This window comes from Aliiroseovarius sp., assembly GCF_965228805.1.
Classification (GTDB): domain Bacteria; phylum Pseudomonadota; class Alphaproteobacteria; order Rhodobacterales; family Rhodobacteraceae; genus JASBTN01.
The window spans coordinates 3,603,709-3,629,303 of sequence record NZ_CBDDIE010000003.1; the positions used below are offsets into that span (position 1 = coordinate 3,603,709).

Consider the following 25,595-nt stretch of genomic DNA (forward strand, 5'->3'; position numbering starts at 1 on the left):
CCCGGGAATCAGTCGTCCCGATGCACCTTTTCACGCCGCTCGTGACGTTCCTGGGCCTCAAGGCTCAGGGTCGCGATCGGGCGCGCATCCAGACGTTTCAGCGAAATCGGCTCGCCGGTCGCCTCGCAGTAGCCATATTCACCCTCGTCGATGCGGCGCAGGGCCTGGTCGATCTTGGCCACCAGTTTGCGCTGACGGTCGCGGGTGCGCAGCTCCAGCGCGCGGTCGGTCTCTTCCGAGGCCCGGTCCGCGATGTCCGGAATGTTGCGGGTGTTGTCCTGAAGCCCTTCGATCGTGTGCTTGCTGTCGTCCAGAAGGTCCGCCTTCCAGGCTTCCAGCTTGCGCCGGAAATATTCCAGCTGTCGGTCGTTCATAAAAGGTTCGTCCTCGGCAGGACGATAATCATCAGGCAGGAAAATTTCGGCTTTCATACCAGTTTCCTTGTTGCTCGCCGACCTCGACCCCCAAACTCCCAAGACAGGGGCACGGCCGGTCTCCTCCTGAGCGCCCGTTTACACCCGCGTCGAGAGCTTGTCACTAGGCAAACATGTGAATATCGCGTGACCGCGTCACCCTGCCCTAGGGTAAGGAAGACCGTGCCGATTTCATGGCCTCTTCGGCACGGTTTCGCGGCCAATGACGAAAACGACGTGGGGGCACGGGCACGGCATCCGCCTGCACGCTTGCCAAACGCCGGGCGGGCCTTTACCTCCCCTTTCGCAGCCCAGCCGAGGAGAGAGGCCCATGACCACCCGTTTCGAAGGCACCGCCGACTATGTCGCCACCGACGATCTGAAAGTCGCCGTGAACGCCGCGGTGGCGCTGGAACGCCCGCTTCTGGTCAAGGGCGAGCCGGGCACCGGCAAGACCGAATTGGCCCGCCAGGTGGCCAAGGCCCTGGGCGCGGACATGATCGAGTGGAACATCAAATCAACCACCAAGGCGCAGCAAGGCCTGTACGAATATGACGCGGTGAGCCGCCTGCGCGACAGCCAGCTGGGCGACGAGCGCGTGCATGACGTGGCCAATTACATCAAGCGCGGTAAGCTCTGGGAGGCGTTCGAGGCGGATCAGAAGGTCGTGCTGCTGATCGACGAGATCGACAAGGCCGATATCGAGTTCCCGAACGACCTCTTGCAGGAGCTCGACAAGATGGAGTTCCACGTCTACGAGACCGGCGAAACGATCCGCGCGAAACACCGCCCGATCATCATCATTACCTCGAACAACGAAAAGGAACTGCCCGACGCCTTCCTGCGCCGCTGTTTCTTCCACTACATCCGCTTCCCGGACATGGAGGTGATGAAGAAGATCGTCGAGGTGCACCACCCGGGCATCAAGGAAGCGCTGCTGACCACCGCGCTGACCCAGTTCTACGAGATCCGCGACCAGGCGGGGTTGAAGAAGAAACCCTCGACCTCCGAGGTGCTGGACTGGCTGAAACTGCTGCTGGCCGAGGATCTGAGTGCCGAAGACCTGAAACGCGACGGCGCCAATGCGCTGCCGAAACTGCACGGTGCGCTCCTGAAGAACGAACAGGACGTACACCTGTTCGAACGCCTCGCCTTCCTGGCGCGCGGGCAGCGGTAAGGAACGGTCATAGAACTGGTTCTGTGAGGGGAGAAAAACTTGATTTTTCCCAAAGATACCAGCGCGTTATTCTCCCTGGTCAACCAGTCCCCGGCGAACCTCCTCTTAGGGAAACGAATCCCTGGTCCGGGTGGCAACGAGGCGGAACACAAGACCTTTCAACGCCTTGCCTTTCGCGGTGTGCCTGTACAAGACCTAACCCACAGTCGCGCCTTGCAGAGGCTTTTCAGCTTTTGGGAGAAACGGGCCTGTGAGCGTGGGCTTGAAGAACAAATCGTGCGGTTGGCAAAGCTTCGCCCCGAACACCTGGAAACCGATTGGAAAGGTTTCTTGTTCGGCATGTCCCTGCGTGATCAAGCGCCGGCAACCGCGAACTTCATTGAATCCCTGGACCGGCTGAATCTGGATTTGTCCCGATCTTGGCAGGAAGGACAGAAAAACGACGTTCGCAGCCGGCTTCAGGCGCTGCCCTGGGCCGGATCTGCAACAATGCGATGGTTTCTCGACCACTTGGAGGGAAGACCCGAGGTTCCTGGGGCCGAAGCCTTTTTCCCCACGGAGCTTCAAGGCCTTGTCATCTCCTTCCTCGTCTATGGAAGCGAGATTGGAGACTCTCCAAACCGAACCGACACTTGGAGCCTTCGAGATCTGGCAGCTACCAGGCATCCAAAGACCGGGCACTTGGCCGCCATCCGCTTCTACCTGGATCGTCTTCAACGGGCCGCCACCCTCCCCAGCCAGAACGCATTGTTCAACTTGATTCTGGATGGAACCGACAAGATGCGACAAGGCAAACGCTATCGTGCTGGCGAGGTGCCCGCCATGACACGGGCCTTTCAGTTCGTTGAACGGGTTGAACACCTGTTGCCTGGCGGCAAGTTGGGCCAAGCAGCCAGCGAGATGCGCAGCCTGGCCCTGTGTTCAGTGGTATTTCAGAACGCATTCAAACGCTGTCAGAAGGTGGCAGTTTCTGCCCCCGATTTCGATCCTCTGTGGCCATTCGAGGACTTTGAGCATCTACCAGTTCTTGGCCCCAACGACGTGTTGACCGCAATCTGCCCCAAGATGGGTGGAAACTAACTGTCTTCTTGACGCTCTTCCCATTCATCCCAATCTTCTGGTCGATCATCGTGTCCCCGATCTGACCAATAGGTGTCGTTGTTTGGGTTCATCTGGTTCGAGTGATTGTCGTTCTCGTCCTTGCTGTGGTCATTGCCGTTATAGCGTCCCATGGGACCTCCTTTCTGTGTCAACGGTCTCAGACTAACTGCCACCTGCCGCTGAGGCTGGTGGGGACGCGGGGACAAAACCGTCTGCGAAGATTGGCGCCCCGCCCCCGATTCGCCACATTTCCGCCTCAATTGCCGCAAGAGTTAACGCGAGTTAACCTTTTCGCTTGTGGGTCGCCGCGAGGAATCCACCATATGTAGAACCGCGATTGTTCTTGTTTCAAAAACAACGCGTTTCCTGCCCCAATTCGGTCACATTTCCCTTTGAGGAATCATAACCTTCCCCTAACCATGGTGGGGCCTGGGGGGGCAAAAACGGTGTGTTTGTATTGTGTTGGGAGACAATGCTCACATGTCCGTTCGACCGTTGACGCGGTCTGATACTGGGTCTTGGGGCCGGTGGTGGGACACCGGAAGTGACCTCTGTCAGATTGGCGCCGGTGTGCGAGGGCTTGAAACCTCCTCCACCCTGGCTTCGCGCTTTGGTTTGAACGGCTGTCCCGGTCATCGGACCGGCAATGGCGCCTGTGAAAGGGTCGCTATTGGATGCCCGCATCGGGCGTCGTCACATGTGTGCCGCCATCCGATCACGCCGCGTGGCCCCTCTGCCGGGGGCGGAAACACGCGCGGGGATCGGGGCCTCAGCCACCGCAACGCAGAAGACGCACCTCAACCCCGTGGCCGGGAGGACGCGCATTTCGCCTCCGACCGGAAAGGAAGGATTTGAAGATGCGCAGGTTGCTGTTCCCCGCCCTTCTGACCCTTGTCGGCTGTATGCAGGCACCAAGTGGTTCGGTCGATCGCACCGCCGAGGTGACGACACGAAACGTGGCGCCGCTGTCCGACACCTTGCCGCCGATGAAGGCCTTTGCCTCGACACGCATCCCGGCCCCTGCCCGGCCCAACCGCCAGATTGCCGCGGATTTCCTGGACCTGGCCTTTCGCCTGGAAAGCGGCCGGTCCCTGCCCGTCCTAACCCGGTTCGAGGGTCCGGTGACCCTGCGTGTGACCGGCAATGCACCCGGCTACCTGCAGGTTGACCTGGACCGGCTTCTGCGCAGGATCAGGGTCGAGGCGGGGATCGACATCCGCCAGACCACCAGCAATGCCCCAGCGGGCATCAACCTTGAAATCATCCCGAAACGGCAGCTGCAAAGCCTCGTCCCGCATGCCGCCTGTTTCGTCGCCCCCAATGTGGCGAGCTGGGAAGAATACAAGCGCCTGCGCCGCTCGGCTGCCACCGATTGGGCGCAGATGACCACGCGGCGGCACATGGCGGTCTTCATCCCCGGAGATGTCAGCCCGCAGGAGATGCGCGACTGTCTGCATGAGGAGATCGCCCAGGCGCTGGGGCCGGTCAACGACCTCTACCGCCTGACGGATTCGGTCTTCAACGATGACAATTTCCACACCGTGCTGACCGGGTTCGACATGCTGGTGCTGCGCGCCTATTACGCGCCGGAGCTGCGATCGGGCATGACCCAGGCACAGGTGGCCGCGCGACTGCCGGGGATCCTCGCGCGGATGAACCCGGGCGGCGGCGGCGGCGTGCCTGCCGCGACGCGCCCCACACCCCAGTCCTGGAAACAGGCGATCGAGACCGCCCTTGGCGCCGGAACTCCAGGCGCGCGCCGCCGTGGCGCTGCCCAGGACGCGGTGCATATCGCCCGCGCGCAGGGCTGGTACGACACTCGCTTGGCCTTCAGCCTCTACGCGCTCGGCCGCCTGTCCCTTGGCGTGAACAGCGACGTGGCGCTGCAGGCCTTCCGCGAGGCCGAAACGATCTACCGCAACTCCCCCGGGTCGGACCTGCAGGTGGCGCATATGGGGGTGCAGCTCGCCGCCTATGCCCTGTCCTCCGGCAATGCAGACCGTGCGATCGAGATCGTGAATACCCATGTTCCCGCCGTCATGACCGCAGAAAACGCGGCCCTTCTGTCCACCTTCCTGATGATCAAGGCCGAAGCCCTTGACCTTGCGGGACGCACCACCGAGGCGCAGCTGGTCAGGCTCGACAGCCTCGGCTGGGCGCGCTATGGGTTCGGCTCGGACGCCCAGGTGGGCCAGCGGCTGCGCGAGATTGCCGCCATCTCACCGGGCACGTAAGAACACGCCCCGATCCGGGGTGATGGGGGGCCAAGATGATCCTGTTTCCGGCGCTGATCCTGGGCGCGACCCTGGGCTACATGCAGGCCGCACGCCGTGGTGGCAACCGGCTGGACCGGCTGCAATATGCCGCCGTCTACGCGCTGATCTTCGCGCTGGTGGGCCTGTTCGTCGCGATCATGATCGAGCGAATGGCCTGATGTTTCTGCCCTTCTTCGAGACCCTGCGCGCCAATAATGTGCCCGTCAGTTTACGGGAATACCTGGCCTTTCTCGAAGGGATGAAGGCGGGGCTGGTGACCTATGAGGTCGAAGGCTTCTATTACCTCGCCCGCGCGGCGATGGTGAAGGACGAACGCAACCTCGACAAGTTCGACCGCGCCTTTGCGCAGAGCTTCGAGGGGCTCGATCAGATCAGCCTGGACCAGGTGCTGGAGGCGGTGGACATTCCCGAAGACTGGCTGCGCAAGATGGCCGAAAAGCACCTGTCCGAGGAGGAGAAGGCCGAGATCGAAGCCCTGGGCGGCTTCGACAAGCTGATGGAGACGCTGAAGGAGCGTCTGAAGGAACAGGAAGGCCGCCACCAGGGCGGCAACAAGTGGATTGGCACGGCGGGCACCTCGCCCTTCGGCGCCTATGGCTACAACCCGGAAGGCGTGCGCATCGGCCAGTCTGAGAGCCGCCACCAGCGCGCGGTGAAGGTCTGGGACAAGCGCGAGTTCAAGAACCTCGATGGTGACGTCGAATTGGGCACGCGCAACATCAAGGTGGCCTTGAAACGCCTGCGCAACTGGGCCCGCGACGGGGCCCATGACGAGTTGGATCTGGACGGCACGATCCGCGCCACCGCCGAGCACGGCTACCTGGACGTCAAGACCCGACCGGAACGAAGAAACGCCGTCAAGGTGTTGTTATTCCTGGATGTTGGCGGCTCGATGGACCCGCATATCAAGGTGGTGGAAGAGCTGTTCTCAGCCGCCCGTGCCGAGTTCAAACACCTGGAATATTACTATTTCCACAACTGCCTCTACGAAGGGGTCTGGCGCGACAATACCCGCCGTTGGAACGCCCAGACCCCGACCTGGGAGGTGCTGCGCACCTATGGTCCGGACTACAAATGCATCTTCGTGGGGGACGCCTCGATGAGCCCCTACGAAATCGCCTATCGCGGCGGGGCGAACGAGCATTGGAACGAGGAAACCGGCCAGGTCTGGCTGGAACGCGCGCGGGAACAATGGCCCGACAACCTCTGGATCAACCCGCTGCCCGAACGCCACTGGCGCTACACGCAATCGGTGCAGATGATCGACCAGATCTTCGAGGGCCGCATGGTGCCGATGACGCTTGAGGGCATCGACCGGGGGATGCGGGAACTGGGACGTTAGGCGGCGGGATCGACCTGCCCCACCGCGTCCTGGTCGCGTTTCAGCCACGGATCGTGGAAGAACGTGCCAAGGGGCACCAGGCTGACCACCACGGCCCAGGTGACACGCAAGGCCGAAAGCCCGCCGCGTTCGGCCGCCAGGCCCAGCGCCATCATATAGCCCACGAACAGCACCCCGTGCACCATGCCGACCATGCGCACCGCCTCGGGCATGCCTGCCCAGTATTTCAGGGGCATCGCCACGAACAGCAACAGGACATAGCTCCAGCCCTCGATCGACGCGATCTTGCGAAAGAGCCAGATGGATTGCGCTCTTGTCATGTATGCCTGCCCCCGGTTTGCCTGAAAGCGTAACTTAGGGCAGGCGTCGCCCGGCGGGAACCGGCGTGTTGTCGCAGCATTTTCAGTGCGAGGGATACGTGCGCACGCAGAGTTGATTGCCGCACTGCCGCACTGCCCCTATATCAGACCCATGTTGAAGCTCACCCCCATCCTGCTGGCACTGGCTTATGGCTATGTCATGTACCGCTTCTCCGCCTGGCGCACCGGGCGGATGCTGGATGAACAGTCAACACCGCTGGCCGATCCGGGGCTAAAGGCGCTCTGTGACCGGATGGCGGCGGCGCTCGACCTGCCGCGCATCAAGGTGCATGTCTATGAGGTGGAGCCGGTGAACGGGTTGGCCGCGCCCGACGGGCGGATCTTTCTGACCCGGGGCTTTCTGAACCAGTATCGCGATGGCAAGGTCACCGGCGAGGAACTGGCCAGCGTGATCGCCCATGAGCTGGGCCACGTTGCCCTGGGCCACTCGCGCAGGCGGATGATCGACTTTTCTGGCCAGAACGCCCTGCGCACGGCGCTGGCGATGGTGCTCAGCCGCTTCCTGCCCGGGATCGGCGCCTATATCGCGGGGCTTCTGACCTCGCTCCTGGCCGCCCGCATCAGCCGCACAGATGAGTTTGAGGCCGACGCCTACGCCACCGCCCTTCTGATCAAGGCGGGCATCGGGGTAGAGGCGCAAAAGAGCCTGTTTCACAAGCTGGACGCGTTCACGAAGGCGCGGCGCGGGATTTCACCCGCCTGGCTGATGAGCCACCCGAAAAGCGAGGACCGCATCGCGGCGATCGAAAAGAACGAAGGAAAGTGGCAGGGCTGAGCACGCCGGTGCCGCCGGATGCGAGCGGGGTCATGACACGCATTTCCCCGCCCGGGTCCGTTCCAGCCGAACCACTGGCACGAGGGCACGTCACCCGTGTGCCCGCACGCCAGTTCTACTCGGTTTCTGACAGACCATGCCGCCGTGCACGCCCCGCATTTGGGAGGGTACCCGGACGGTTCACACCTCGGTAGCGCCAGAGAATCCCATGCGAAAGGCCAGCGAGACAAGCTGTTCAGACCGGCTCGTTCCGGTCTTGGTCTCGGCATTCTTCAGGTGCCAGCGCGCGGTCGAAAGCTTCATGCCCCGATCTTGCACAAACTCGTCGACCCGACCGCCCGCAACCAGGCAGCGCACCAGCGCAAGCTCGGTTGCCGTCAGACGATAGGCCAAGGCCAGCGGGCGCAGATCCAGCTCGGCGCCGTCGCCCACCTCATCGCGCAAGCGCACGATCAGACCGGTTACCGCGCCCCGATCCGCACGCCACGGCGACAGAAGCAGCGCCAGCGGCGGTGCCTCGCCGCGATGCACCAGACAGACCTGCCCCTCCGGCGCCCGACCCTTCGTCACGGATTTGATCGCACCGGCCAGCCCACGGTTGTCCTGGCGCCTGACCGCCTCAAGCATTCCGCCCCTGGTCAGCATCAACCCATGGCCGGACAGGTATCCGCGCCCTGCCGCATTCGCTTCGATCAGACACCCGCCCACATCCAGGCGCAGTGCCGGGTCGGGCATGAGATCCAAGGCCGCAGGCTGAGCCGAGGGGACGAGGCGGTCTGCCAGGCTTACAGCGCGGGTCAGATGCGGCAGGAGGCGCTGCAGCAGATTACGTTCCACGCCGAAGGCACGCGCGCCGCGCGCCCGGGCAAATCCCACCCAAGTCGTGCCCCGCCCGGGCACCGGCAGCACAGCCCCCAGGCTGCGATCCAGATTCTGCGGTCGAACCCAGTCATTGTAATAGGCACTGTCACGAAAGCCCGGCGTCTCCTCGATATCATCGCGCACCTGCCCCGGCGCATGACGCGTGAGTGTGTCGAGCCATGGGTTTTCGCCCAGAAACTCCACGTCATAGCTCGACAGAAAACTGGGATCGAAACCGAAACTACCATGGGTGCGAATGGCGCCGCTCTGGCGATCTTCAGTCACGATGTCCCCCGCATCGGCCCCCAGAACGGCGCCCAGATGCCGGGTCAGGGCCTGAAACCCTCCGGGGCGATCAAGTGCTGAATAACAGCGCTCCACCATGTTCAAAAATGCTATGTCGTTCATATCCCTCTTCCCGGCGCAAACCCTAAGCGAGGGGCTTGCGGCGGGAAAAGGCAGGAATTCCGGACTGTTCAGCCGAAGCTCTCTGCCTCAAGCGCCTTGCCAAGGCGCGGCAGGCGCGCCTTGCGCATCAGCTTGCGCAGCGGCCAGTCCTGACCCGAGAGGCGCTCGGCCTCGCCACGCACGCCCTCAACAATGCGGCGCAGCGTTTCGGGATGGCTGTCAAATAACTCTCGCAGCAAAGCGTCCGGCGTGTCGCGGCGCAGGCCTTCCTCGGCCAGGGTGTGGCGCGGAAAATCGGCGTTGTTCATGGTCACCAGCACATCCGCCCCGCCGACGATGGCCGCCGCCAGCACGTGGATGTCGTTCTCATCCGGCAGCCAGAGCCGCGCCATGTCGCCATCGCGCGGGGTCACGCTGGCCTTGGGGAAGGCGGCGTTCAGCAGGGTGATCTCGCTGCGGGCAAAGACCTCCTGCTCCGGCCCGAGCTTGGCGGCGGCGCGGGCCCATTCCTCCAGGATACGTGGTGACCAGAGCGGCTCATACAGCCCCGCCTTCGCCGCCCCGATCAGCACCTCTCGCATCACGGTCGGGTAGAGCACGCAGGCATCCAGCAGCAGCTTCACCGCGCGCCCCTCAGTCCAACCGGAAGAACAGCGATTTCAGGTAACCGCTTTCGGCCAGCTGCGGCAGCTGCGGGTGATCAGCGCCCGCAAATCCGGTGTGGATCAGCTGCGCCGCACGCCCGGCCCGACCGATGCCGCGCGCCGAGGCATTGCGAAACTTGGACAGGTCAGCGGCATGGGAACAGCTGCACAGGCCCAGGTAACCGCCCGGCGCCACCAGGGGCGCGGCCAGGCGGGCAATCCGCTCATAGGCGCGCAGACCGGCCTCCAGCGCTTTCTTCGATGGCGCGAAGGCGGGCGGGTCACAGATCACCACGTCGAACTGCGCGCCCTCGTCGTTCAACGCGGCCAACACGTCAAAAGCGTCGCCCTTGCGGGTTGCGAAGCGATCCCCCATGCCGCCCAGCTCGGCGCCCTGTTCGGCCAGTGCCAGCGCGGCGACCGAGCCATCCACGGCAAGGGCGCTCACCGCCCCACCGGCCAGCGCGGCCAGACCGAAGCCACCGACATGCGAGAACATGTCCAGCACCCGCTTGCCGCGCGACAGTCCGGCAGCAAAGCCGTGGTTCGGACGTTGGTCATAGAACAGCCCGGTCTTTTGCCCGCCCAGGATGTCGGCCACATAGGTGGCCCCGTTCATCTTGACCGGCACCGGCGCGTCAAGCGCGCCGCGCAGCACCACGGTTTCCTCATCCAGCCCCTCCAACGCGCGGGCCCGGCCCGAGGCGTTCTTGACAACGCAGGTCACGCCCGCGACCTCGATCAGGGCGTCGGCGAAATCCTCGACCAGCGCATCGGCCCAGGCGGCGTTGGGTTGCAGCACGGCGACCTCACCGAAACGGTCGATCACCACGCCGGGCAAGCCGTCGGCTTCGGCATGGACCAGGCGATAGAAGGGCGCGTCAAAGAGCGTCTCGCGATGGGCCAGCGCGCGGGTCAGGCGCGTGACAATCCAGGCGCGGTCGATCGCGGCCTCGGGGTTGCGGTCGAGCATGCGGGCAAAGATGCGCGACCCGGGCGAAACGGCGACCGTACCCAGCGCCTCGCGCCCGCCATCCTCCAGCACCGCAATCGTGCCGGGCGCCAGCGCCTTGGTGCGCCGGTCGGTGACCAGCTCGTTGTCATAGACCCAGGGAAAGCCGTGGCGGATCGACCGGGCGTTCATCTTGGGCTTGAGGCGGATGGTGGGGCGTTGTTCTGTCATGCGCCTGCCATAGCGCAGCGAGCGGCAACAGGAAAGGGCGGACCGATTGGCCCGCCCCGTCCCGGTGTACTGTCCCGGTATTCTGCTCTGGCGGTTACTGGGGAACCTGTGCCACCGCCACCATCTCGCGCGGGGCGGTCAGCTCCTCGACAATCAGGTTTTTCAGGTGGGCGCTGATGCGCACCTTCTGGGTCTGCCCTTGTGCTTCAGCCTCAATGGCCGCCCGGCCACCCAGGCCAGTCAACTCGGTCTCGACAATGCGGGTGGGTTCGATCACCACGCCGGTTTCCGCATCATATACGGTGATGGCGAAGTGGATGTCATGGGTGCCGCCGATCGAATAGCGGGTGCGTTCGGTCAGGGCATGGAACTTGGTGACTTGGATGTCCACGCGCACAGGGCGTTCGCCCTCCAGCCCGTCTACTCCGGCGCCCATGGCGTCGCGGAAGATCGTCTCGATCTGCTCGTAACGGTTGCCCATCGGGTCACCGCGCCAGACGATGTCAGCGCGCGGCTTGTAGCTGTTGGCCTCGGACACTTCGAGCGTCGTGGGAACGGCCACGTTCAGCTGGGCCACCGTGTAGGAGGGGCGCACCAGCGGCAGGGTTCCCGCCCCCTCGCCTTCCATCTGCAACAGCGGCGTGTCCGGCGCCACGGTCCGCGTCACGAAATCACCGGGCTGTGCGCAAGCCGCCAGCCCCAGAAGCGCAACAAGCGCAAATTTGGAACGCACGAATTTCATTGTGTCCTCCGTTCTGCGGGTGTTGAGTGGTCCCCGCCTCTTGGCTAGTGTTCTGTTAACCAATTGGGGCAGAAATGAGGTGGTGCCGGGGAAAACCTGCGATTTGTGCTAAATTGGAAACAATCCGGACCTTGAATGTGAGCGGGGATATGAGGGGTTGTTAGCGCTAACGGAACATGCTAGACCGCAGCCCGAGCCATGGGAGCTAAGACGGAGCCACGACAGACATGCCCAACCTGCACCCCGAGCTGGAGCGTATCACCGACCGGATCATCACCCGATCCGAAACCACCCGCGCCGCCTATCTGGACAAGATCACCCGCGCGGCCGAGGACGGGCCGCGCCGCGCCCATCTGAGCTGTTCGAACCAGGCCCACGCCTATGCAGGCGCAGGCGAGGATCAGTCGGCCCTGGCCACGAGCCGCGCGCCCAATCTCGGGATCGTCAGCGCCTATAACGATATGCTGTCGGCGCATCAGCCCTATGGCACCTACCCGGACCTGATCCGCCGCGTGGCGCGCGAGGAAGGGGCAACCGCACAGGTCGCAGGTGGCGTGCCCGCCATGTGCGACGGGGTCACCCAGGGCGAACCGGGCATGGAGCTGAGCCTGTTTTCCCGCGACGTGATCGCGCTGGCTGCCGGGGTGGCGCTGAGCCACAACACGTTTGACGCGGCGCTCTACCTGGGCGTCTGTGACAAGATCGTGCCGGGGCTGGTCATGGCCGCCGCGACCTTCGGCCATATCCCGGCGGTGTTTCTGCCTGCGGGGCCGATGACCTCGGGGCTTCCCAATGATGAAAAAGCCAAAGTGCGCCAGAAGTTCGCCACCGGCGAGGTCGGCCGGGACGAGCTGATGGCCGCCGAGATGGCCGCCTATCACGGGCCGGGCACCTGCACCTTCTATGGCACGGCCAACACCAACCAGATGCTGATGGAGTTCATGGGGCTGCACCTGCCGGGCGCCGCCTTCGTGACCCCGGGCACGGACCTGCGCGAGGCGCTGACCGCCGAGGGCGTGCGCCGCGCAACCCAGATCACCGCGCTTGGCAATGATTTCACGCCCGCAGGCCACATTCTGGATGAAAAGGCCTTCGTGAATGCGCTGGTGGGGCTGATGGCGACCGGGGGCTCGACCAATCTGATCCTGCACCTGCCCGCCATGGCGCGCGCCGCCGGTGTGGCGCTGACGCTGGAGGATTTCGCCGATGTCTCGGCCATCGTGCCGCTGATGGCGCGGGTCTATCCGAACGGGCTGGCCGATGTGAACCATTTCCACGCCGCGGGCGGGCTGGGTTACATGATCGGCAACCTGATTTCCGAGGGGCTGCTCCATGCCGATGCCACCACCGTGGCGGGCGGCGGGTTGGGCGCTTACGCGCAGGAACCAAAGCTGGATGGCGACCGCATCCGTTGGGAGCCTGCCCCCAAGGACAGTCTGAACGACAAGATCCTACGCCCCGCAGCCGATCCGTTCCAACCCACCGGCGGCCTTACGCAGTTGGAGGGCAACCTGGGGCACGGTGTCATCAAGGTCTCGGCCGTGGCCGAGGATCGCCATGTGATTGAGGCCCCCGTGCGCGTGTTCCACGACCAAGAGAGCGTCAAGCAGGCCTTCCGCGATGGCACGTTCACCTCGGACGTGATTGTCGTCGTGCGTTTCCAGGGCCCGAAGGCCAATGGCATGCCGGAACTGCACGGGCTGACCCCCTCGCTTGCCGTGTTGCAGGATCGTGGCTTCAAGGTCGCACTGGTCACCGACGGGCGCATGTCCGGCGCCTCGGGCAAGGTGCCTGCGGCGATCCATGTCTCGCCCGAGGCGATGGACGGCGGGCCGATTGCCAAGCTCCAGGACGGCGACCTGGTGCGCCTGGATGCCGACAAGGGCACGCTTGAGGTCTTGACCGAAGGCTTCGCGGCTCGCACACCCGCCACGGCCGATCTGTCGGCCAATGAACAGGGCATCGGGCGCGAGCTTTTTGATGTCTTCCGCAAGAATGTCGGCCTCGCCTCGACCGGCGCCGCCACCGTCGTATGAGGTCCGCATGACACCCCAGGACGCTTCCCTGAAAGCAGAAGAAATCTGCCGCCTTGCCCCGGTCGTGCCGGTGCTGGTGGTCCATGAGGTCGCCCATGCCCGCCCGCTGGCCGAGGCGCTGGTGGCCGGGGGGCTGCCCGCGTTGGAGGTCACGCTGCGCACCCCGGTGGCACTGGACGTGATCCGGGAGATGGCCCAGGTCGAGGGCGGCGTGGTCGGGGCCGGCACGCTGCTGACGCCCGAAGATGTGGTGGCCGCGAAAGAAGCTGGCGCACGCTTCGGCGTCTCGCCGGGCGCGACCGACAGGCTGCTCGATGCCTGCGAGTCCCATGACTTGCCGCTGCTGCCCGGCGCCACCTCCGCCAGCGAGTCGATGCGTCTGCTGGAACGTGGCTATTCGGTGCAGAAGTTCTTTCCGGCCGAAGCCGCAGGCGGCGCGCCCTTCCTGAAGTCGCTGGCCTCCCCCCTGCCCCAGATCCGTTTCTGCCCCACCGGCGGCGTCGGTCCGGGCAATGCGATGGACTACCTGTCCCTGCCCAATACGCTCTGCGTTGGCGGCAGCTGGGTGGCGCCCTCGGCGATGGTGAAGGCAGGCGACTGGACCGGGATCACGGCGCTGGCGAAAGAAGCGTCCGGGCTGGGCTGAGCGCCCGGAATTTTCGAAGAAAACGATTACCAGCCGCCGGAAATGCTCTTCCACAGCAAACTGCCGCGCCGGGCAAACTCCGACCCACCGATGGTGCCCGCCATAACCCCTTCGGGATCACTCCCGGCACGTTTCAACACGCCCTTCGTCCGCCAGGCCGCCCGCAACGCCGGAGCGGCGGGCCCCGCCTTCACCGGGCTCAGCATCTGCAACCCGCGCCGCGCAAGTTCGGCATAGACCTCCGGCGCAGGCGTGACAAAGCCCCGGCCTGCCGCGCGCAACGCCGGTTGTGCCAAGAGCCAGTTGGCAATGCCCTGCGCGGTGCCGATACGTTCCACGGCCTGCGTATCCGTCGCCCCAAGCGCGCCGCCCGCGACGGCCATCAGGTTCCCCGCCGTGCCCTTGGCATAGGCGACCACATCGTCGACCTGCACCGGCCCGGGCTCACCGATATCGGCCACCCGCGCCTCGACCATGGCGTGCAGTCGCACCAGGTCCGCGCCCGTCTCGCGCACCACATGGGCCAACGGCTCGGCCACCTCATGGGCACGCGGCGGTTTGCCTGCCGCGATCTCGTCCAGCGCATCGGTCCAGAATTGCAGCCGCATCCGGGCAATAATGGGATCCTGCGTCACGTAAGGCGCGCGGGCCAGTTCCAAGTTGAACGCATAGAGCGGGAACAGCACTTCCCGTGCCGCGACCGAGCCGGTCATGGCGGACAGGAACCGATCCGGATCACCGCGCTGCACCAGCTCGGCACAGGCCTGAATGCCAGCGTCAACACTCATCGCAACACATCGCTGATTTGGGCCAAATCCGTTTCCATCACGCCGGAGCCACCCCATCGCGGATCAGCTTCCAAGTGATCGCATCCAGAAGCGCCTCAAAGGAGGCGTCGACAATATTCGGGCTGACCCCGACGGTGGACCAGCGGTGCCCCGCCCCGTCCTCGCTGTCGATGATCACGCGGGTCTGGGCCGCCGTGCCGCCCTGGGTGATACGCACCTTGAAGTCCACCAGGTGCATGTCGTCGATACAGGCCTGATAAGGGCCAAGATCCTTGGCCAGAGCCTTGGCCAGCGCGTTCACCGGGCCGCGGTCGGTGCCCTTGGCGTCCATACTTTCGGACACCGACAGGTGTTTCTCATCGCCGATCTTCACCACCACGATGGCCTCCGACAGGCTGACCATCTGGTTCCGCTTGTTCTTGCGCCGCTCGATCGTGACCTTGTAGCGCTTGACCTCGAAGAAGCTGGGCAGCTGCCCCAGCACCTCGCGCGCGACGAGTTCGAAACTGGCCTGCGCCCCGTCATAGGCATAGCCGCGATCCTCGCGCGCCTTGACCTCGTCCAGGATGCGGCCCAGTGCCGGATCGCCCTTTGCGACCTCGATGCCCGCGCCCTGAAGCCGCGCGCGCAGGTTCGACTGCCCGGCCTGGTTCGACATCGGCACCACGCGGGTGTTGCCCACGCTGGAGGGCACGATGTGCTCGTAGGTGGTCGGATCCTTGAGGATCGCTGACGCATGCAGCCCCGCCTTGTGCGCGAAGGCCGAGGCGCCGACATAGGGCGCCGCCTTGTTCGGCACGCGGTTCAGGATATCGTCCAGCTGACGCGAGATTTTCGTCATTTTCTCAAGCGCTTCTCGCTTGACGTTCACGTCGAGTTGGCTGGCATAGGGTTCCTTCAGCAAAAGCGTCGGAATGAGCGTGGTCAGGTTGGCATTGCCGCAGCGCTCCCCCAGCCCGTTCAGCGTGCCCTGCACCTGGCGCGCGCCCGCGTCCACGGCGGCGAGGCTGCAAGCCACTGCGTTGCCGGTGTCGTCATGGGTGTGAATGCCCAGATGGCTGCCCGGAATGCCCGCGTCAATCACGGCGCGGGTGATGTCATGCACCTCGCCCGGCAAGGTGCCGCCGTTGGTATCGCAGAGCACGACCCAGCGCGCGCCAGCCTCATAGGCCGCCTTCACACAGTCCAGCGCATAGGCCGGGTTGGCCTTGTAGCCGTCAAAGAAATGCTCCGCATCGAACAGCGCCTCACGCCCGTTGGCGACCAGGTGGGCCATGGAGGCGCGGATGTTCTCGACATTCTCCTCCAGTTCGATGCCCAGCGCCTTGGTGACGTGGAAATCATGGCTCTTGCCGACCAGGCAGACCGCCGGGGCGCCCGCGTTCAGAACCCCCGCCAGCACCTCGTCATTCGCCGCCGAGCGGCCCGCGCGTTTGGTCATGCCGAAGGCGGTAAAGGTCGCGCGGGTCTTGGGGGCGTCGATGAAGAACTCACTGTCGGTCGGGTTGGCCCCGGGCCAGCCGCCCTCGATATAGTCGATACCCAGCGCGTCCAGGGCCTCGGCAATCTGGTGCTTTTCCGGGGTCGAGAACTGCACCCCCTGGGTCTGCTGCCCGTCCCGCAGGGTGGTGTCGTAGAGGTAGAGCTTTTCGGTCATTGCAACCATTCTTTCAAGATTGCTTCAATTGCGTCACCTTGAGTCTCTCGACAAAGTATCGTTCCGTCTTTCATTCGCTCAGCAATACCGAACCAGTAATCGGCTTCGTCATCGCTTTCGGTAGCCACCGCACGGTTGGCACGAGCGTAGATCGCGGCCAGACTATCTAGCTTCTTTTGCTCTAACTCTACCCCCTCTTTCGACATCCGCACTTCCACCCCTGCCTTCGTTAGTGCGGACTTAAGGGCATCAACTTGGGAGAAGTCCTTTGATTCCATAGCAGCTACACGGATGGAGTGAAGTTTCATTGCGAGGCTTCCAAGGTCAGTTTCTGGTTCAAGCGCCCACTCACCCAAAGCATCAGTCAAGAGCCCTAACAGGTTTGCAGAAGCCTTTACTGCTTTCCATTCTCCTTGTTGAGCCAAGCTATGAATTCGCATTAACGCTTCAGATGTATTGAGGTCATCTGCCAACGCATCAGAAACGCATTCGTCCAGCGGGGAGGCCTCAACCCCCCCTATTCCCTTACGCCACTTGCGCAGTGTCGCCTCAGCCTCGGCGCGCTTCTTCTCGGTCCAGTCCATCGGCTTGCGGTAATGCGTGCCCAGGAAGACAAAGCGGATCACCTCGCCCGGCACGCCCTGCTCCAGCAGGTCATGCACGGTAAAGAAATTGCCCAGCGACTTGGACATCTTCTTGCCCTCGACCTGCAGCATCTCGTTGTGCAGCCAGTAGCGCGCGAACTCGGCCTCGGGGTGGGCGCAGCAGCTCTGGGCGATTTCGTTTTCATGGTGCGGGAATTGCAGGTCATTGCCGCCGCCGTGGATGTCGAACGACGCGCCCAGCAGGTCGTGGCTCATCGCCGAGCATTCGATGTGCCAGCCCGGGCGCCCACGGCCCCAGGGGCTGTCCCAGCCGGGCAACTCATCCGAGGACGGCTTCCACAGCACGAAATCCATCGGGTCGCGCTTGTTGTCCGCGACCTCCACCCGCGCGCCCGCGATCATGTCATCGACCGACCGGCCGGACAGCTTGCCGTAATCCTCATAGCTTTTCACCGAAAAGAGCACATGCCCCGCCCCGTCCGGATAGGCGTGGCCCTTGGCGATCAGATCCTCGATCATCGCGATCATCTGATCGATATATTGGGTCGCGCGCGGCATGTGGTCGGGCTCCATCGCCCCCAGCGCGCCCATGTCGTGCAGATACCAGTCGATGGTCTCGTTCGACCGCTCATGCACCAGCTGTTCCAGCGTGCCGGAGGCCCCCGCTTCCTTGCGCTTCAAGGCGGTCGCGTTGATCTTGTCATCCACGTCGGTGAAGTTGCGCACATAGGTCACGTGGTCGGGCCCATAGACATGGCGCAGCAGGCGATAGAGCACGTCGAACACCACCACAGGCCGCGCATTGCCCAGGTGGGCACGGTCATAGACGGTCGGCCCGCAGACATACATGCGCACATTGTCCGGGTCGATGGGCGTGAAGTCCTGCTTCGCCCGCGCCTTGGTGTTATAGAGCTTGATTTGCGTCATGGTGTCCTCATGGTAGCCGCGCACACGTCATCCGTGGCGGGCTTAGCAACTTCATCAAGTCTTTGGAATAGAAGAACGGCCCGCCTGACGATGTCAGTGGGTAATGCAGCAGATAATGATGGTCTTTTGCGTCTTCATGGGGCGGTGATAGCAGGGAATCCGCGGCGCGCCAAGGGGGCAGCGACAGGAGATGGCAGTTGGCTTGCGCCCCCCTCTTTGCCCAAAGCCCTACCCGCGCTAGGCTCCGCCCATGTCACGCGAATTGGTCAATGATATCTGTGCGACCCTGCCCGGGGCCGAAGTCTCGGATCCCTGGGGCGGCGGGCACGATGCCTGGAAGGTGGGCGGCAAGATGTTCGCCTGTATCGGCACCGTCGGCGACGGGGTCTCGGTCAAGACCCCGGATATCGAGACGGCCTCCATGCTGATCGAGGCGGGCGTGGGCGAGAAAGCCCCCTATTTCCACCGCTCCTGGGTGCGCCTGCCCTGGGATTGCCCCGAAGAGGAACTGCGCCACCGGTTGGAGCGCAGCTATGACCTGGTGCGGGGGGGCCTGACGAAGAAGGTGCAAGCGGGGTTGCCCGCGCGCTGAGCGGGTATCCCGTCGAGCTTCGGTGAGGATGAGCTCCACTGGAGCGGCGCAGCCGCGACGCGCCTGCATCGACCCGGCAGGCGATTGCCTTTGGCAATCTGCCGAGAGGGGGACCTCCCCACGGGAGGGCGCATTGAGACGTCACAACCCTCTCCAGCGTTGCAAGCGTGGCGACGCATTTGCCTCAAAGACTGTAGCGAGGCGCCCACCCAAGGCCGGGCGCGCCGCGGCTTCTCACGCCTGCGCCGCGTTGGTCTTGGCCGCCAGCACACCCTTCATCCACATCTGCATTACCTTCCAGGCAATCGGCGGGATGATCAGCGTGGCCGCCACCAGGGACGCGCCGCCGAGGATGCGGAAGACCTCGCCATAGCCATACAGCGCCAGCACCTGCATCAGGGTGGAAAAGGCCGCCAGAGGGAAGGTAAAGGCGCCCCAGAGCGGGCTGAACCCGGCTTTTGTCAGCCAACGCGCGGCCCCGACCAACCCGGCCAGGATCACAATCGCCAACAGACCAAAGCCCAGCGCCAGCTGCGGGTAGCCCACCAGCATCGCCACCGTGCCAAGGACCGAGGCCGGGGCCAGATGGATCGCCAGAAGTGGGCGCAGCGGCGGCGGCACATCCTTCTGAATGAACTGACGGATCGAGATGCCCCAGATCATCACGGCCACCACAAATGTCGCCCAGAGCACCACGCTGTTGTAGACACCCCAGCCCAGTGGCAGGGCAGCCAGAGGCGAGATGATGAAGCCGACGAAGCTCAGATGCCACACCGGGGTGACCATGCGGGCCTCCTTGGGTCCAGTGACCAGATCCCGAGCGATGGTCACGGCCAGCAGGACATGGCCGCCGACCGAAAGGCTCAACACCACCTGGGCCAACACCTGGTTGAACAGCACCAGGGTCGAGGCCAGCAACATTCCCGACAGCATCATTGCCGCCAGCCCGGCCCGGCCGGGCAGCACGCGCAGGTCTTCGTGAAAGACGCCCGGGCGTTGGGCCACCTTGGCGAGGTAAGCCACGACCGCGAAGAGATAAAGCAATGTCACCGCGCCCAGCAGCATGTCGGCGGCCTCGGCGGGCACGCCAAAGGCTTCCCCCGCCCGACGCCAGCCCAGGCCGAGACCGAAGAGGCCGAAGATCGGCGGAAACACCGCCGGCGGCGTGCGTTGAAACAGGCGCGTCTTTGGCGGGATCGGTTTGGGGGGCGGGAAATGCGGGGCCTTGGCCATGGGTGTCTCCTGTGCGCGCGGATCTATCTGTCCAGCTCCCGTGTATCGCGAAGCCTGCATATGATGGAAGGGGCTATCCGGTCGCAGCCCCCTGCCCCGTGCAGCGGGTCAGCCGTCCAGCGCCTCACGCGCCGCCGCAACATTGGCCTGCATCGCCGCGCGCAGCAGCGAGGCATCGGCGCCAGTGCCCAGGAAGGTAATGCCCAGGTCGCGGTAATAGGCGAAGTCCGCCGTGTCATAGTGGATGATCCCCGCCGCCTTGCCCGCCGCGCGGATGCGGGCGACACCATCGGCGATGGCCGCGCGCACCTCCGGGTGGCCGGGGTTGCCCCTGTGGCCCATGTCGGCCGACAGGTCCGCCGGTCCGATGAAAACCGCATCCACGCCCTCGGTTGCGGCAATGGCATCAAGGTTCTCCAGCGCCGCGCGGGTTTCGGCCTGGACCAGCAGGCAGACCTCGTCATTGGCGCGCGCAACATAGCCGGTGTCGGCGCCATAGCCGGACGCACGGGCCACGGCGGCACCCAGCCCCCGGTGACCATCCGGGGCGTAGCGGGTGGCCCGCACCAGATGGGCGGCCTGCTCGGGCGTATCGACCATGGGGATCAACAGCGAGCGCACGCCCAAGTCCATGACCTGCTTGATCACCCAATCCTCACCGATTGGCACCCGCACCACCGGCTCCGCGTTGAAGGCTGCCAAAGCGCGCAGTTGCCCCAGGATGGCGGTGGGGTTGTAGGGCCCGTGTTCCCCGTCGATCAGGCACCAGTCGTACCCCGCCTGCCCGGCGATCTCGGCCGCCGAAGCGTCGCCCAGGTTCAGCCACAGGCCGATCTGCATCTCATTCGCGGCCAGCGCCTGTTTCAACGGGTTTCCCATGGCATCACCCTTTTGTTAACATGTGAATTACCCAATGCGTAGCTTGCAACACGCAGCAGGTCAAAAGAAAAGCGCCCCCGTCGGCCAGGGGCGCCCATCAAATCATCAAGCGTGGCGCAGCCACTCCGCTGGGCAACGCCAGCCAAACGCGGGGCGCGTCAGAGGTAATCGGCCCGCTGCAGCCCGTATTTGGCCATCTTCTCATTCAGGGTGCGGCGCGGCAGGCAAAGCTCTTCCATGACGCCCACGATCGAGCCCTTGTGGCGGCGCATCGTATTGTCGATCAGCATGCGTTCAAAGGCTTCCACGTACTCTTTCAGCGGCTTGCCCTCGGTGGTCATGACCGGCTGCACCTCGTCATGGTCGTTCATCAACAGCGACGAGATCGTGCCCGAGCCGCGTCGGCTCTGCAGCACCGCGCGTTCGGCGATGTTGGTGAGCTGGCGGATATTGCCCGGCCAGGGCGCCTGCAACAGCTGCGCGGCCTCCTGGGCGGACACGGTCGGCGCCGGGCAGCCATATTCCTCGGCGAACTGGTCGGCAAACCGCGTGAACAGCATCAGGATGTCCTCGCCCCGCTGGCGCAGCGGCGGCAGGGTGATCTTCATCGCCGCCAGACGGTAATAGAGGTCGGGCCGCATGCAATCCTCACAGGTCTTGCCCTGTTCCTGCAGGTTCGACACGGCGACCACGCGGGTCTCGGCGGGGGTGCCCTGGTCGTTGATCCAGGCCAGCAGCTTGGCTTGCAGCTTGTCGGGCAACGCCTCGATGTCTTCCAGCACCAGGGTGCCGCCGCGGGCCTCCTCGACCAGCGGCTGGGTGCCGCCGTCTTCCATCGGACCGAACAGGCTGCGGGCCAGGTCGTCTTCCTCATGCCCCGCGCAGGAGGCGACGACGAACTTGCGCCCGGCCTTGGCCCCCACCGCGTGCAGCGCGTGCGCCACCAGGGTCTTGCCGGTGCCGGTTTCGCCGTCAATCAGCACATGGCCGTCCGACTGGCCCAGATCCAGGATATCCTCGCGCAGGCGCTCCATCACCGGGGAAGCGCCGATCAGCTTCTTCATGATCGTGGTGCCGTCACCCAGCTCGCGGCGCAGGGCACGCGCGTCCAGCGCCATGCGGCGGCGCGCGGTGGCCTTCTTGGCCAGTTCCGTCATGCGGTCGGGGTTGAAGGGTTTCTCCATGAAGTCGAAAGCGCCCACGCGCATCGCCTCCACCGCCATCGGCACGTCGCCATGCCCGGTGATCATGATCACCGGCAGCGAGCTGTCGAGGCTCATCAGCTTCTTCAGGAACTGCATGCCATCCATGCCCGGCATGCGGATGTCGGTCACGACGACGCCGGGGTAATCCGGCCCCACCACCTTCAACGCCTCCTCGGCGCCCGGGAAGGTCTCGGTCTCGAACCCCGACAGGGCCAGCCATTGGGAAATGGACTGCCGCATGTCCTGTTCGTCATCGACGATCGCGATCTTCATTGCCTGTGCCATGGTGTTCCTTTGCTCACCCTTCTGCGTGCCACGTTCATTCCGCGGCCTCCGTTTTTCCGTCGTCTTCCTTCAAGATAGGAAGTTCCACCTCGAATGCAGCCCCCCCGTCCTGACCATTTCGGGCCGTGAGGCGACCGCCAAAATCGTTCACGATGCCCGAGGAGATCGCAAGCCCCAACCCGACCCCGTCGCCGGGGGCCTTGGTGGTGTAGAAGGGCTCGAACAGGTTCTCCAGATCCTCGACCCCTCCACCATTGTCGCGCACGGTGATGCGCGCCATATCACCGCCCGACAGGATGATATCGACCTGCGGGTCATCCTGGGTCTTGGTCGCGTCAATGGCGTTTCTGAGCAGGTTGATCAGCACCTGTTCCAGGCGCAGCCGATCGCCCATCACCATGACCGGATCCTGCGGAATATTGCGGGTGATGCGGACGTGTCGGCTCTTCAATTGGGGTTCCATCATCGACAGGGCCGTGGACACGCAGAGCCTTGTATCCAAGGGTTCAAACGCATCCCCGCCCTTGCGCGCATAGCTTTTCAACTGCCGCGTGATGGCGCCCATGCGCTCGATCAGATCATCGATGCGCTGGAAGCTCGACAGGGCCTCTTCGGGGCGGTTGCGTTGCAAGAGCAGCTTGGCCCCGGCCAGGTAGGTCTTCATCGCCGCAAGCGGTTGATTCAGCTCGTGGCTTACGGCGGCCGACATCTCGCCCAGGGCGGCCAGTTTCGAGCTCTGCGCCAGGGTCTGTTCGGCCACCTGGAGGCTCTTTTCCGCCTTCTGACGTTCGGCGATTTCCCGCTGCAAGGCGGTGTTCAACTGGCGAAGCTCTGCCGATTCCAACTGGAAGATCACCGACCGCGACGTGGCGCGGCGGCTGATCACATAAAATGTGATCGCCAGGATGATGGCAAATCCCATGATTTCCAGTGCCAGGAAGCCGTTCACCTTCTCGCGCACGCTCGCGTGAGTCGTGAACGAAGCCATGCGCCAGCCCTGGAACGGGATACGTGCCTCCTGGCGCATCACGGCGGAGCCCAGGAAGGCGTCGGAGGGAAGCGCGGCCCAGTCCGCAGTCGCCTGGATCGCCCGACGAATCGCCGAAGGTGCCGAGATCGTCGCCAGCGCCTCTTCCTCGGTCAGGCCGCGCCAGCGTGGTTCGGTGGACAGGATGATGTGACCCTCGCTGTCCGATACCAGCACCGCGTCGGAAATCCCCGCCCAGCCGCTTTCAAACTTCTGCAGGTCGACCTCGACCACGATGACACCGATCAGCTCGCCATTCGCCTCGATCTTGCGACTGTAGGTAAACTCATACCCGCCCGCCTCGGTGCGCACGGTGGTGAACACCGTTTCCGAGCTGCGCAGCGCGTTGACGAAATAATGTTCGGTCCGGTGGGTGGTGCCCAGGCGTTCGCGATCTGTCACCGCCACCGCCCGGCCGCTTTCATCCAGCAGCAACAGCGAGGCCGCGCCGATCTCGTCGCGATAGGTGATCAGACGCGCGCTGGACTGGCTGTAGTCATCCGAATTGAGCGCATTGATCAGCGCCGGATCGCGCGACAGCAGAAGCGGCACGACCGAGTTACGTTGCAGCTCGGAAATCAGGTTGCCCGAATAGAGCGCCACGCGCAGCTCCGCCCGGTTGCGCGTGGTTTCGGTATAGCGTTGGGTCAGCCAGACATTGGTGACCCAGATCGTCACCACGGCAATACTGATCAGCACAATCAGCGTCAGACGCTGGCGCCAGGTCAGTCCCGTGTTGATCGGGACGGGATCCGTGATGTCGGTGTCACCCATGGTTCAAAGATACGCCCCCGAGCCATGGGCCTCAAGTCAGGCCGTCACGAAGCTGTCCAACAGCGAGCGGAACATCGCCTGCCCGTCCGTGCCGCCATGCAGCTCGTCCACACAACGCTCCGGGTGGGGCATCATGCCGAGAACACGGTGATTTTTCGAAATCACCCCGGCAATGTCGCCGGTCGAACCGTTCGGGTTGTCGGTGTAGGTAAAGGCGATGCGGCCCTCGTCACGCAGCTGCGCAAGCTTCTCGTCCGTCACCGTGTAATTGCCATCGTGGTGGGCAACCGGCACGGTGATCTCCTGCCCCAGGTCATAGCCAGAGGTGAACGGCGTCTCGGTCGAGGCGATCTTCAACCCGACGGGCTTGCAGATGAACTTCAGGTTCGCATTGCGCATCAGCGCACCGGGCAGGATGCCGGTTTCGGTCAGCACCTGGAAGCCGTTGCAGATGCCCAAGGCATAGCCGCCGCGCTCGGTGTGGCGGATCAGCGACTTGGTGATCGGCGATTGCGCGGCAATGGCGCCGCAACGCAGGTAATCCCCGAACGAGAACCCGCCGGGCACGCCGACGATGTCCAGCCCCTCGGGCAGGTGCGTGTCCTTGTGCCAGACCATGGTGACATCGGCGCCGGCGCGCTCGAAGGCCACGGCCAGGTCGCGGTCACAGTTCGAGCCGGGGAAGACGATGACAGCCGCCTTCATCACAGCACCTGAATGGCGTAGTTTTCGATCACGGTGTTGGCGAGCAGTTTCTCGCACATCTCCTTGATCGTGTCCTCCGAGGTGCCCGGAGCCACTTCCAGCTCGATCACCTTGCCCTGGCGTACGGTTTCGACACCGTCAAAACCCAGGTTGCCCAGCGCGTGGCGCACGGCCTCGCCCTGCGGGTCCAGGACACCGGTTTTCAGCATGACATCGACGCGGACTTTCATTTCTTGGCATCCTCTTGTGGCCGCCTATTCAGGCGAACGTTTGGTGGGAACTCGGCGTTCACCGGCTCAATACACTGCTCGGAAATCTTGAACAAGAGACCGAAGTCATCACAGTCAAGTTGAGCCACATTTCTCTCCGGCACCAAAAACACCGCCACACGAAAACTCCGGTGGAATTGAAAATAGAAGGCGCCAATCTCATGTTCAGGCGCAATTTGGTAGCGCACCTCGAACTGATCGTCGGCAACCATCTTACCCTGACTAAGCGTCGCATAGTCGGGCATGAATTTTAGAAACAGCTCCTCTGTCTCTTTCCCAAAGGGCTGGACATTTGGGCGCCACGTTGTCCAAAGACCTGACCCGAGCTGAACGACCTTTGCTGTTTCGCTGTAGTACATTGCCACAGCAATTCTCGCAGCAACATAGGAGATAACAAAGGGAACCTCGGGAGACGTAAACTTCGTTTCAACAACCGGACGCAGGAGACCGTTTTGGAATTGATACGTGTGTCGGCCAGATCGCGCGATTTGTGAAACTGCCTCTGGAAAACGCTGAGATGCCGCTCGGGCACTTTGTGCAAGCCTACTGTCCACTCTACCGTTCTTCGAAGAACCCTGAGCTAAGGCAAGGAGGCCAAAAAAGTCGTCAAAAAGGGCATGTCTCCGGTTGCAGAATTCACATGCAGGAACCTCTAGCCCTTTTGG

26 protein-coding genes are annotated in these 25,595 nt (G+C 63.8%); 9 read left to right on the forward strand and 17 right to left on the reverse strand.

All coding sequences use genetic code 11. The annotated features are described in order from the left end of the window. Window positions 1–8: 8 nt before the first annotated feature. Window positions 9–431, reverse strand: a complete 423-nt coding sequence (gene dksA / locus ACO07D_RS18835) for an RNA polymerase-binding protein DksA (RefSeq protein ID WP_421704464.1) — start codon at window positions 429–431, stop codon at window positions 9–11. A gap of 313 nt (window positions 432–744) precedes the next feature. On the opposite strand from dksA, the gene ACO07D_RS18840 reads away from it, so the two are divergent. Together ACO07D_RS18840 and ACO07D_RS18845 are read left to right on the forward strand one after the other, a co-directional pair. Next, complete coding sequence (locus ACO07D_RS18840) at window positions 745–1,590, forward strand: AAA family ATPase (RefSeq protein WP_421704465.1); 846 nt, start codon at window positions 745–747, stop codon at window positions 1,588–1,590. A 39-nt stretch (window positions 1,591–1,629) separates the two neighbouring features. Further along, a complete protein-coding gene (locus tag ACO07D_RS18845) occupies window positions 1,630–2,670 on the forward strand; it encodes a hypothetical protein (RefSeq protein WP_421704466.1) in 1,041 nt (346 codons plus the stop codon). Here the strand turns inward: ACO07D_RS18845 and ACO07D_RS18850 are convergent. Continuing rightward, window positions 2,667–2,822, reverse strand: coding sequence for a hypothetical protein (locus ACO07D_RS18850; protein ID WP_421704467.1), 156 nt, complete (start codon window positions 2,820–2,822; stop codon window positions 2,667–2,669). The two genes, ACO07D_RS18845 and ACO07D_RS18850, sit on opposite strands and share 4 nt — an antisense overlap. Before the next feature lie 726 nt (window positions 2,823–3,548). Between ACO07D_RS18850 and ACO07D_RS18855 the strand changes: the two genes are divergently transcribed. From ACO07D_RS18855 to ACO07D_RS18865, 3 genes are read left to right on the forward strand one after another with little or no spacing between them, the layout of a single operon-like run. Further along, window positions 3,549–4,925, forward strand: coding sequence for a DUF2927 domain-containing protein (locus ACO07D_RS18855; protein ID WP_421704468.1), 1,377 nt, complete (start codon window positions 3,549–3,551; stop codon window positions 4,923–4,925). A 35-nt stretch (window positions 4,926–4,960) separates the two neighbouring features. Then, a complete protein-coding gene (locus ACO07D_RS18860) occupies window positions 4,961–5,125 on the forward strand; it encodes a hypothetical protein (protein ID WP_421704469.1) in 165 nt (54 codons plus the stop codon). Further along, window positions 5,125–6,309, forward strand: coding sequence for a vWA domain-containing protein (locus ACO07D_RS18865; RefSeq protein ID WP_421704470.1), 1,185 nt, complete (start codon window positions 5,125–5,127; stop codon window positions 6,307–6,309). Before ACO07D_RS18860 ends, ACO07D_RS18865 begins: the two co-directional genes overlap by 1 nt. Here ACO07D_RS18865 and ACO07D_RS18870 read toward each other — a convergent pair. Further along, entirely contained in the window at window positions 6,306–6,629 is a 324-nt protein-coding gene (locus ACO07D_RS18870; protein WP_421704471.1) for a DUF3817 domain-containing protein, read from the reverse strand. The genes ACO07D_RS18865 and ACO07D_RS18870 overlap by 4 nt on opposite strands. Window positions 6,630–6,780: 151 nt before the next feature. Here ACO07D_RS18870 and ACO07D_RS18875 point away from each other — a divergent pair, with 151 nt between their 5' ends. Then, entirely contained in the window at window positions 6,781–7,464 is a 684-nt protein-coding gene (locus ACO07D_RS18875) for a M48 family metallopeptidase (RefSeq protein WP_421704472.1), read from the forward strand. Window positions 7,465–7,644: 180 nt separating this feature from the next. Here ACO07D_RS18875 and ACO07D_RS18880 read toward each other — a convergent pair whose 3' ends face one another. From ACO07D_RS18880 to ACO07D_RS18895, 4 genes are all read right to left on the reverse strand, one after another. Continuing rightward, entirely contained in the window at window positions 7,645–8,733 is a 1,089-nt protein-coding gene (locus ACO07D_RS18880) for a helix-turn-helix transcriptional regulator (RefSeq protein WP_421704473.1), read from the reverse strand. Between the two features lie 68 nt (window positions 8,734–8,801). Further along, entirely contained in the window at window positions 8,802–9,356 is a 555-nt protein-coding gene (locus tag ACO07D_RS18885) for an RSP_2648 family PIN domain-containing protein (RefSeq protein WP_421704474.1), read from the reverse strand. Between the two features lie 10 nt (window positions 9,357–9,366). Further along, entirely contained in the window at window positions 9,367–10,560 is a 1,194-nt protein-coding gene (locus tag ACO07D_RS18890; protein ID WP_421704475.1) for an RSP_2647 family RNA methyltransferase, read from the reverse strand. 94 nt (window positions 10,561–10,654) lie between these two features. Then, the gene (locus tag ACO07D_RS18895; RefSeq protein WP_421704476.1) at window positions 10,655–11,302 is read right to left on the reverse strand and encodes a DUF6778 family protein; all 648 of its coding nucleotides are present in this window, start codon (window positions 11,300–11,302) and stop codon (window positions 10,655–10,657) included. A 227-nt stretch (window positions 11,303–11,529) separates the two neighbouring features. On the opposite strand from ACO07D_RS18895, the gene edd reads away from it, so the two are divergent. Both edd and eda read left to right on the forward strand, forming a co-directional pair. Further along, entirely contained in the window at window positions 11,530–13,338 is a 1,809-nt protein-coding gene (edd, locus tag ACO07D_RS18900; RefSeq protein WP_421704477.1) for a phosphogluconate dehydratase, read from the forward strand. A gap of 7 nt (window positions 13,339–13,345) precedes the next feature. Next, entirely contained in the window at window positions 13,346–13,984 is a 639-nt protein-coding gene (gene eda, locus ACO07D_RS18905) for a bifunctional 4-hydroxy-2-oxoglutarate aldolase/2-dehydro-3-deoxy-phosphogluconate aldolase (protein WP_421704478.1), read from the forward strand. A gap of 26 nt (window positions 13,985–14,010) precedes the next feature. Here eda and ACO07D_RS18910 read toward each other — a convergent pair whose 3' ends face one another. From ACO07D_RS18910 to cysS, 3 genes are read right to left on the reverse strand one after another with little or no spacing between them, the layout of a single operon-like run. Next, window positions 14,011–14,772: a squalene/phytoene synthase family protein gene (locus tag ACO07D_RS18910; RefSeq protein WP_421704479.1), complete on the reverse strand. Its 762-nt coding sequence runs from the start codon at window positions 14,770–14,772 to the stop codon at window positions 14,011–14,013. Window positions 14,773–14,809: 37 nt separating this feature from the next. Further along, entirely contained in the window at window positions 14,810–16,429 is a 1,620-nt protein-coding gene (gene cimA, locus ACO07D_RS18915; protein ID WP_421704480.1) for a citramalate synthase, read from the reverse strand. Then, entirely contained in the window at window positions 16,426–17,961 is a 1,536-nt protein-coding gene (cysS, locus tag ACO07D_RS18920) for a cysteine--tRNA ligase (RefSeq protein WP_421704481.1), read from the reverse strand. Before cysS ends, cimA begins: the two co-directional genes overlap by 4 nt. Before the next feature lie 250 nt (window positions 17,962–18,211). Here cysS and ACO07D_RS18925 point away from each other — a divergent pair, with 250 nt between their 5' ends. Beyond that, window positions 18,212–18,553, forward strand: a complete 342-nt coding sequence (locus tag ACO07D_RS18925) for an MmcQ/YjbR family DNA-binding protein (RefSeq protein ID WP_421704482.1) — start codon at window positions 18,212–18,214, stop codon at window positions 18,551–18,553. A gap of 234 nt (window positions 18,554–18,787) precedes the next feature. Here ACO07D_RS18925 and ACO07D_RS18930 read toward each other — a convergent pair whose 3' ends face one another. The 7 genes from ACO07D_RS18930 to ACO07D_RS18960 form a co-directional block, all read right to left on the reverse strand. Then, window positions 18,788–19,786, reverse strand: coding sequence for a tellurium resistance protein (locus ACO07D_RS18930; protein WP_421704483.1), 999 nt, complete (start codon window positions 19,784–19,786; stop codon window positions 18,788–18,790). A gap of 108 nt (window positions 19,787–19,894) precedes the next feature. Further along, window positions 19,895–20,665, reverse strand: a complete 771-nt coding sequence (locus ACO07D_RS18935) for an HpcH/HpaI aldolase family protein (protein ID WP_421704484.1) — start codon at window positions 20,663–20,665, stop codon at window positions 19,895–19,897. Window positions 20,666–20,823: 158 nt separating this feature from the next. Further along, window positions 20,824–22,155 carry a sigma-54-dependent transcriptional regulator gene (locus tag ACO07D_RS18940; protein WP_421704485.1) on the reverse strand — a complete coding sequence of 444 codons (1,332 nt, stop codon included), beginning with the start codon at window positions 22,153–22,155 and terminating at the stop codon, window positions 20,824–20,826. 34 nt (window positions 22,156–22,189) lie between these two features. Continuing rightward, the gene (locus ACO07D_RS18945; RefSeq protein ID WP_421704486.1) at window positions 22,190–23,956 is read right to left on the reverse strand and encodes a sensor histidine kinase; all 1,767 of its coding nucleotides are present in this window, start codon (window positions 23,954–23,956) and stop codon (window positions 22,190–22,192) included. A gap of 36 nt (window positions 23,957–23,992) precedes the next feature. Further along, complete coding sequence (gene purQ, locus ACO07D_RS18950) at window positions 23,993–24,661, reverse strand: phosphoribosylformylglycinamidine synthase subunit PurQ (protein ID WP_421704487.1); 669 nt, start codon at window positions 24,659–24,661, stop codon at window positions 23,993–23,995. Continuing rightward, window positions 24,661–24,891, reverse strand: a complete 231-nt coding sequence (gene purS, locus ACO07D_RS18955; protein WP_300520428.1) for a phosphoribosylformylglycinamidine synthase subunit PurS — start codon at window positions 24,889–24,891, stop codon at window positions 24,661–24,663. The genes purQ and purS overlap by 1 nt, the downstream gene beginning before the upstream one ends. Then, window positions 24,888–25,484, reverse strand: coding sequence for a hypothetical protein (locus ACO07D_RS18960; RefSeq protein ID WP_421704488.1), 597 nt, complete (start codon window positions 25,482–25,484; stop codon window positions 24,888–24,890). Before ACO07D_RS18960 ends, purS begins: the two co-directional genes overlap by 4 nt. Window positions 25,485–25,595 lie beyond the last annotated feature (111 nt).

Coding starts and splice junctions, on each gene's coding strand:
- dksA (WP_421704464.1), bottom strand. CDS start 431: ATGAAAGCCGAAATTTTCCTGCCTGATGATTATCGTCCTGCCGAGGAC.
- ACO07D_RS18840 (WP_421704465.1), top strand. CDS start 745: ATGACCACCCGTTTCGAAGGCACCGCCGACTATGTCGCCACCGACGAT.
- ACO07D_RS18850 (WP_421704467.1), bottom strand. CDS start 2,822: ATGGGACGCTATAACGGCAATGACCACAGCAAGGACGAGAACGACAAT.
- ACO07D_RS18855 (WP_421704468.1), top strand. CDS start 3,549: ATGCGCAGGTTGCTGTTCCCCGCCCTTCTGACCCTTGTCGGCTGTATG.
- ACO07D_RS18860 (WP_421704469.1), top strand. CDS start 4,961: ATGATCCTGTTTCCGGCGCTGATCCTGGGCGCGACCCTGGGCTACATG.
- ACO07D_RS18865 (WP_421704470.1), top strand. CDS start 5,125: ATGTTTCTGCCCTTCTTCGAGACCCTGCGCGCCAATAATGTGCCCGTC.
- ACO07D_RS18870 (WP_421704471.1), bottom strand. CDS start 6,629: ATGACAAGAGCGCAATCCATCTGGCTCTTTCGCAAGATCGCGTCGATC.
- ACO07D_RS18875 (WP_421704472.1), top strand. CDS start 6,781: ATGTTGAAGCTCACCCCCATCCTGCTGGCACTGGCTTATGGCTATGTC.
- ACO07D_RS18880 (WP_421704473.1), bottom strand. CDS start 8,733: ATGAACGACATAGCATTTTTGAACATGGTGGAGCGCTGTTATTCAGCA.
- ACO07D_RS18890 (WP_421704475.1), bottom strand. CDS start 10,560: ATGACAGAACAACGCCCCACCATCCGCCTCAAGCCCAAGATGAACGCC.
- ACO07D_RS18895 (WP_421704476.1), bottom strand. CDS start 11,302: ATGAAATTCGTGCGTTCCAAATTTGCGCTTGTTGCGCTTCTGGGGCTG.
- edd (WP_421704477.1), top strand. CDS start 11,530: ATGCCCAACCTGCACCCCGAGCTGGAGCGTATCACCGACCGGATCATC.
- eda (WP_421704478.1), top strand. CDS start 13,346: ATGACACCCCAGGACGCTTCCCTGAAAGCAGAAGAAATCTGCCGCCTT.
- ACO07D_RS18910 (WP_421704479.1), bottom strand. CDS start 14,772: ATGAGTGTTGACGCTGGCATTCAGGCCTGTGCCGAGCTGGTGCAGCGC.
- cimA (WP_421704480.1), bottom strand. CDS start 16,429: ATGACCGAAAAGCTCTACCTCTACGACACCACCCTGCGGGACGGGCAG.
- cysS (WP_421704481.1), bottom strand. CDS start 17,961: ATGACGCAAATCAAGCTCTATAACACCAAGGCGCGGGCGAAGCAGGAC.
- ACO07D_RS18925 (WP_421704482.1), top strand. CDS start 18,212: ATGTCACGCGAATTGGTCAATGATATCTGTGCGACCCTGCCCGGGGCC.
- ACO07D_RS18930 (WP_421704483.1), bottom strand. CDS start 19,786: ATGGCCAAGGCCCCGCATTTCCCGCCCCCCAAACCGATCCCGCCAAAG.
- ACO07D_RS18935 (WP_421704484.1), bottom strand. CDS start 20,665: ATGGGAAACCCGTTGAAACAGGCGCTGGCCGCGAATGAGATGCAGATC.
- ACO07D_RS18940 (WP_421704485.1), bottom strand. CDS start 22,155: ATGGCACAGGCAATGAAGATCGCGATCGTCGATGACGAACAGGACATG.
- ACO07D_RS18945 (WP_421704486.1), bottom strand. CDS start 23,956: ATGGGTGACACCGACATCACGGATCCCGTCCCGATCAACACGGGACTG.
- purQ (WP_421704487.1), bottom strand. CDS start 24,661: ATGAAGGCGGCTGTCATCGTCTTCCCCGGCTCGAACTGTGACCGCGAC.
- purS (WP_300520428.1), bottom strand. CDS start 24,891: ATGAAAGTCCGCGTCGATGTCATGCTGAAAACCGGTGTCCTGGACCCG.